4 protein-coding genes are annotated in these 4,767 nt (G+C 73.5%); 1 reads left to right on the forward strand and 3 read right to left on the reverse strand.

Annotated features, from left to right (window positions below):
• Positions 1–131: 131 nt before the first annotated feature.
• Both IE249_RS10125 and IE249_RS10130 read right to left on the reverse strand, forming a co-directional pair.
• The gene (locus IE249_RS10125) at positions 132–1,493 is read right to left on the reverse strand and encodes a wax ester/triacylglycerol synthase family O-acyltransferase (protein ID WP_189704436.1); all 1,362 of its coding nucleotides are present in this window, start codon (positions 1,491–1,493) and stop codon (positions 132–134) included.
• A 173-nt stretch (positions 1,494–1,666) separates the two neighbouring features.
• Entirely contained in the window at positions 1,667–3,988 is a 2,322-nt protein-coding gene (locus tag IE249_RS10130) for a GH92 family glycosyl hydrolase (protein ID WP_189704437.1), read from the reverse strand.
• Positions 3,989–4,219: 231 nt separating this feature from the next.
• On the opposite strand from IE249_RS10130, the gene IE249_RS10135 reads away from it, so the two are divergent.
• Complete coding sequence (locus IE249_RS10135) at positions 4,220–4,597, forward strand: cupin domain-containing protein (RefSeq protein ID WP_189704563.1); 378 nt, start codon at positions 4,220–4,222, stop codon at positions 4,595–4,597.
• A 30-nt stretch (positions 4,598–4,627) separates the two neighbouring features.
• On the opposite strand, the gene IE249_RS36830 is transcribed toward IE249_RS10135, so the two are convergent.
• Positions 4,628–4,767, reverse strand: a 140-nt coding sequence (locus IE249_RS36830; protein WP_506366553.1) for a GlgC family sugar phosphate nucleotidyltransferase, incomplete at its 5' end; no start/stop codon positions are given.

Below are 4,767 nucleotides of genomic sequence, written 5' to 3' on the forward strand. Positions count from 1 at the left end.
CACCCGCGGGGCGCGCCGAGTCGCGCCCGCTTTCGAACGCGGAATTTTACGTCAGCGCGCGGGCGCGCGGCCAAACCGCGATGATCAAGGGCTCCCGGACGCATCCGTCCGGGCGGGAACCGTCCCGGCGGTCAGGGTCCGCAGACCGTGATCAGGGTCTCCACCTCCTCGGTGACCGCGCGGGCGAGCCGGCCGAGGTCGGGGACGGCCTTGGCGTCGGCGACGAGCCCGTAGTGGACCTGGCCGCGGTAGGTGGAGACGGCGACGGCGAGGGACTGGCCGCGGGCCAGCGGCGCGAAGGGGTAGACGGCGGTGAGCGGGTGGCCGCCGAGCCTCAGGCCGATGCCGGGCAGGGGCACGCTGGTGACCAGGATGTCGAACCACAGCCGGGCGGCCTGGCCGACCAGCGGCCCGCCGAGCCGGTGCCCGAGCGCGGGCACGTGGTCGGCGAGGAGGGCGACGGCGCCCGCGCCCCGGTTGGGTCCGGCGTCCTTGTTGCGGTCCATCGCGGTGCGCACGGCGTCGAGGCGGCGCAGCGGGTCGGGGACGCCGACCGGCAGCTCCATCAGGTAGCCGGAGAGGCGGTTGCCCTGCGGGTGGGCGGTGCGCGGGCGGCGCCGGGAGACAGGGATCAGGGCGCGGGGGGCGACGCCCTCGCTGCCGTCGCCGCGCTCGTCGAGCCAGCGGCGCAGGGCGCCGGCGACGACCGCGATCAGCACGTCGTTGACGGTGCCGCCCACGGCCTTGCGCACCAGGTGCACGTCGTCGATGTCGACGACCACGCCCGCGGTGCGCCGGGTGCCGGTGGGCTCGGCGGCGAGCGCAGGGGTGGGGCGGGTGACCAGGGTGGAGCGGGCCACGGAGGCGCCGATGTCCAGGGCGCGGCCCACGTCGGACAGCGCGCCGCGCAGCAGCCCGGGCAGCCTGCGCACGTCGGGCAGCAGCCCTCGGGCGGGCTCGGCGGGCCGGGGGCGGGGCTCGGGCAGGTCCATCGGGTCGAGGACGGCGGCGGCGAGGGTGAGGGCGCGCAGTCCGTCGGCCAGGGCGTGGTGGAACTTGAACAGCACGGCGAAGGAGACGCCGTCCTCGCCCGGCAGCACATGGGCCTCCCACGGCGGGCGGTTGCGCTCCAGCGGGCGCTGCATGAGGCGGCCGGCCGCCGCGTGGAAGTCGGCGGCCGGGGCGTGCAGCCGGACGTGGTTGAGCGGGTCGAAGCAGGGGTCGGGCTCCCGGGTGGCGCCGCCGAAGCCGAGCGGGTGCCGCAGCGCGTGGGCGAGGGGCCGGCGCAGGTCGAGCGGCCGCCACACGTCGCGGATGCGCATGCGCAGTCCGGGCACGGCGGCGGCGCGGGCGGCGAGCAGGTCGGCGGCGTGGGCGCCGGCGGTCGGCGAGTGGGCCGAGAAGACCCCGAGCGCACCGAGGTGCATGGGGTGGTCGGCGGACTCGATGTTCCAGAACGCCAGGTCGAGGGGAGCGAGCGGGTCGGGAGTCAATGGCTTGCCTCGCGTCGACGGTGGGTGAGTCTGCAGTCAATCGCCCCCGGCCGATTACGGTCAAGTACGATCAAGCTACACACAGTTAACAGCAGATTAAGTCCCGCCTCCCGTGAAAGAGGCGGGACACAAGGGGTTGTTGGGCACTCAAAGGGGTGGTGGAGCGGAGACGGTCACCTCAGTACGGGCGGTGCCGCGCCGGCCGCCGTGCCCCAGGACGACGGCCGCGGGCCCACGGTGTAGCGCAGGGTCCGCAGGGAGCGCAGCGCGTCGGTCGTCAGGTACGTCCGCTCGTGCCGGGCCCCGTCGGCCCGCACCGTCTGGATGTACCTGTTCTCGCGGGAGGTGCCCGGCGCGGTGACGGTCAGGCCGCCGCTCGGGTAGTACCGGCGGTCCAGCCGCAGGTCGACGCGGTCGAAGACCGGCGTGGACAGCCCCCAGGTGTGGTAGCCGGGCTGCACCGGGAACAGGCCGATCGACGACAGCACGTCCCAGGCGGACATGGTGCCCAGGTCGTCGTTGCCGGTGAGCCCGGTGGGCTCGTCGGTGAACAGGGTCAGCGCCGCGTGCACCACGTCGGTGGTCTTCCAGGGCTGCCCGGTGGACAGGTAGGTGTACGGGGCGACGAGGTCCGGCTCGTTCTGCGGGTTGTACTTGTCGGTGTCGTAGTAGGCGTACGGCCCGTTGACCCACACCTCGCGGGCGGTGCGCTCGGGGTCCTTCAGGAGTTGCCGGTAGGCGAAGAACTCGTCGAGGCGGTCGTTGGCGAGGCGTCTGCCGCCGCTCAGACGGATCATGCCGGGCAGGTCCTGCGGCACCAGCCACTGGTACTGCCAGGCGGTGCCCTCGTGGAAGCCGACGCTCTGCGCGGGGCTCCACGGCCCGGCGAAGGCGCCGGAGGTGTCGCGGGCCCGGAAGAAGCCGGTGGTGGGGTCGAAGAGGTTGCGGTAGTTGCGGGAGCGGGCCGCGTAGCGCGCGGCGTCCTCGCGGTGGCCGAGGGCCCTGGCCATCTGGGCGAGCATGGCGTCCGACAGGGCGTACTCAAGCGTCGCGGAGGCGCCGTAGGCGTAGTCGGAGTGGCCGGACTTCGGGGGCTCGTGACCCGCGATCCAGGGGGCGTAGCCGCGGGCGATGTAGTCCGGGTTGGCGTCGCGGCCGACGGCGGGCGAGGCGGCGGGCGGCACACCGTCCGCGTTGCGTTGGAGCGCGCGGTAGGCCCGCTCCTCGTAGCCGCCGAGCAGGCCCTGCTGGAAGGCGTTGGTCAGGAACGGGGTGACGGGGTCGCCGGTCATCACGTTCGTCTCGACGGTGCCGTAGCCCCACTTGGGCAGCCAGCCGCTCTCCTCCGCGACGTGGATCACGGAGATCGCCATGTCCCGGGACTCGCGGGGCGCGAGCAGGGCGAGGAACTGCGCCTGGGTGCGGTAGGTGTCCCACAGGGACCAGTTCTGGTAGTACGTGAAGCCCTCGGCGCGGTGAACGCGCTGGTCCCAGCCGGTGTAACGGCCGTCGGCGTCGTTTCCGACGTTGGGCGCCAGGAAGGACCGGTACAGCGCCGAGTAGAAGGTGCGGCGCCGGACCGCGTCGCCGCCGCGCACCCGGATGCCGGACAGCCGCCGCTCCCAGGCCCGGCGGGCCGCCTCGCGCACGGCGTCGAAGGAACGGCCGCCCTCGGCGCGCAGATTGACCTCGGCTCCCGCGGCGTCGACGTACGAGAGCGCGGTGGTCGCCTCGACGGTGCGGTCGTGCCGGGTGTCGAAGCGCAGGTAGGCACCGCCGCGGCCGGTCCTCGCGCCCGGGGTGACGGTGGCGCCGTCCCAGGTGCCGTGGGCGGTGAAGGGCCGGTCGAAGCGGGTGATGGTGTAGACCGTGTACGGCACGGTGTCCTTGCAGAAGCCCCGGCCGGTGATCGCGGTGCGCACGGTGCGGTCGTCGAGGATCTCCACCTCGGTGGAGACCATCCGGTGCAGCGCCTGGCCCGCGTCGATCAGGACGTTGGCCTTGTCGGTGGCGGGGAAGGTGTAGCGCTGCACGCCGGTGCGGGCGCTCGCCGTGAGCTCGGCCTCGACGCCGGAGTCCAGGGCGACCCGGTAGTAGCCCGGGCTCGCCTCCTCGGTGTCGTGGCGGAAGCCGGCCGCGTACTTCGCGTAGTCGGTCCGTGTCACCTCGCCCGTGGTCGGCAGCACCGGCAGGTCGCCGCCGATGCGGCAGCCCACGCCGGAGAGGTGGATCAGGGAGAAGCCGCGGATCTTGTGCTGGGCGTAGTCGTAGCCGGTGTTGTGGCCGGTGTCGGGCGAGAACTGCACCATGCCGAAGGGCACGGCGGCGCCGGGAAAGGTGTTGCCCTCGTTCGCGGTGCCGATGAACGGGTTGACCAGGTCGGTGAGCCGGGCGTCGGGCGGTGCGGCGGCCCGTGCGGCTTGGGGGGCGGCGGACAGCGCGGACGCTGCGACCGCTCCCGCCAGGCACAGGCGCAGGCGCCGGGTGCATCTCATGCAGGAAGACCTCCGGAAGGAGACATCGTTGCCTGCATGATCACGTCTGAGCCGCCGTCAGCCGGGCATCCCACGGGTGTCGCACCCGACGCGTCGCGATTCCCCCGCCGGCGCCGCCCGGCGCACGTGCCCCGGCGGGCGCTCCGGTGGACCGGCGGGGCACAGGGCGCGCACCATGGTGGCGTACTGTCCCGGCGGCGGTTCCCTCGCCCGGGAAGGGAAGTGAGCACGATGCCGAAGGTGTCCCGCGACACGGCGACGCAGGGCGGCGACTACGGACCGGTGGTCGACCACTCCGAGGATCTCGAGCCCTACACGGTGGACTTCCTGATGTTCCGCGAGGACGTCGACCACACGCCCCTGCTCAGGGAGCTGCCGGACGGCCGGTGCCAGTGCCCGCACTGGGGATACGTCTTCAAGGGCGAGATCGTCTTCCGCTACGACGACCACGACGAGGCCTACCACGCCGGTGAGGCCTTCTACGCCCCGCCCGGGCACGTCCCCGTGCACACCGAGCCGGGCAGCGAGTACCTGCAGTTCAGCCCCGCCGACGACATGCGCAGGACCAGCGCGGTGGTGCTGAACAAGTTCCCGCCCCTGTGCGGGTGAGCGCCCCGGCCCCGGCCCCCGTCCGGTCCCCTACGGCACCCGCTGGCCCTTCCCCAGGGCGATCACGCCGCCCTTGGAGACGGTGTAGAGCTCCGCGTCCCGCTCCGGGTTGACGCCGATCGTCGCGCCCGGCGGCACCTCGACGTTCTTGTCCAGCACCGCGCCCCGCA

This window comes from Streptomyces anandii JCM 4720 (assembly GCF_014650655.1).
GTDB classification, from domain to species: Bacteria; Actinomycetota; Actinomycetes; order Streptomycetales; family Streptomycetaceae; genus Streptomyces; species Streptomyces anandii.

Excerpts from the sequence above, each read along its gene's own strand:
- IE249_RS10130 (WP_189704437.1), bottom strand. The coding sequence starts at position 3,988 with ATGAGATGCACCCGGCGCCTGCGCCTGTGCCTGGCGGGAGCGGTCGCA.
- IE249_RS10135 (WP_189704563.1), top strand. The coding sequence starts at position 4,220 with ATGCCGAAGGTGTCCCGCGACACGGCGACGCAGGGCGGCGACTACGGA.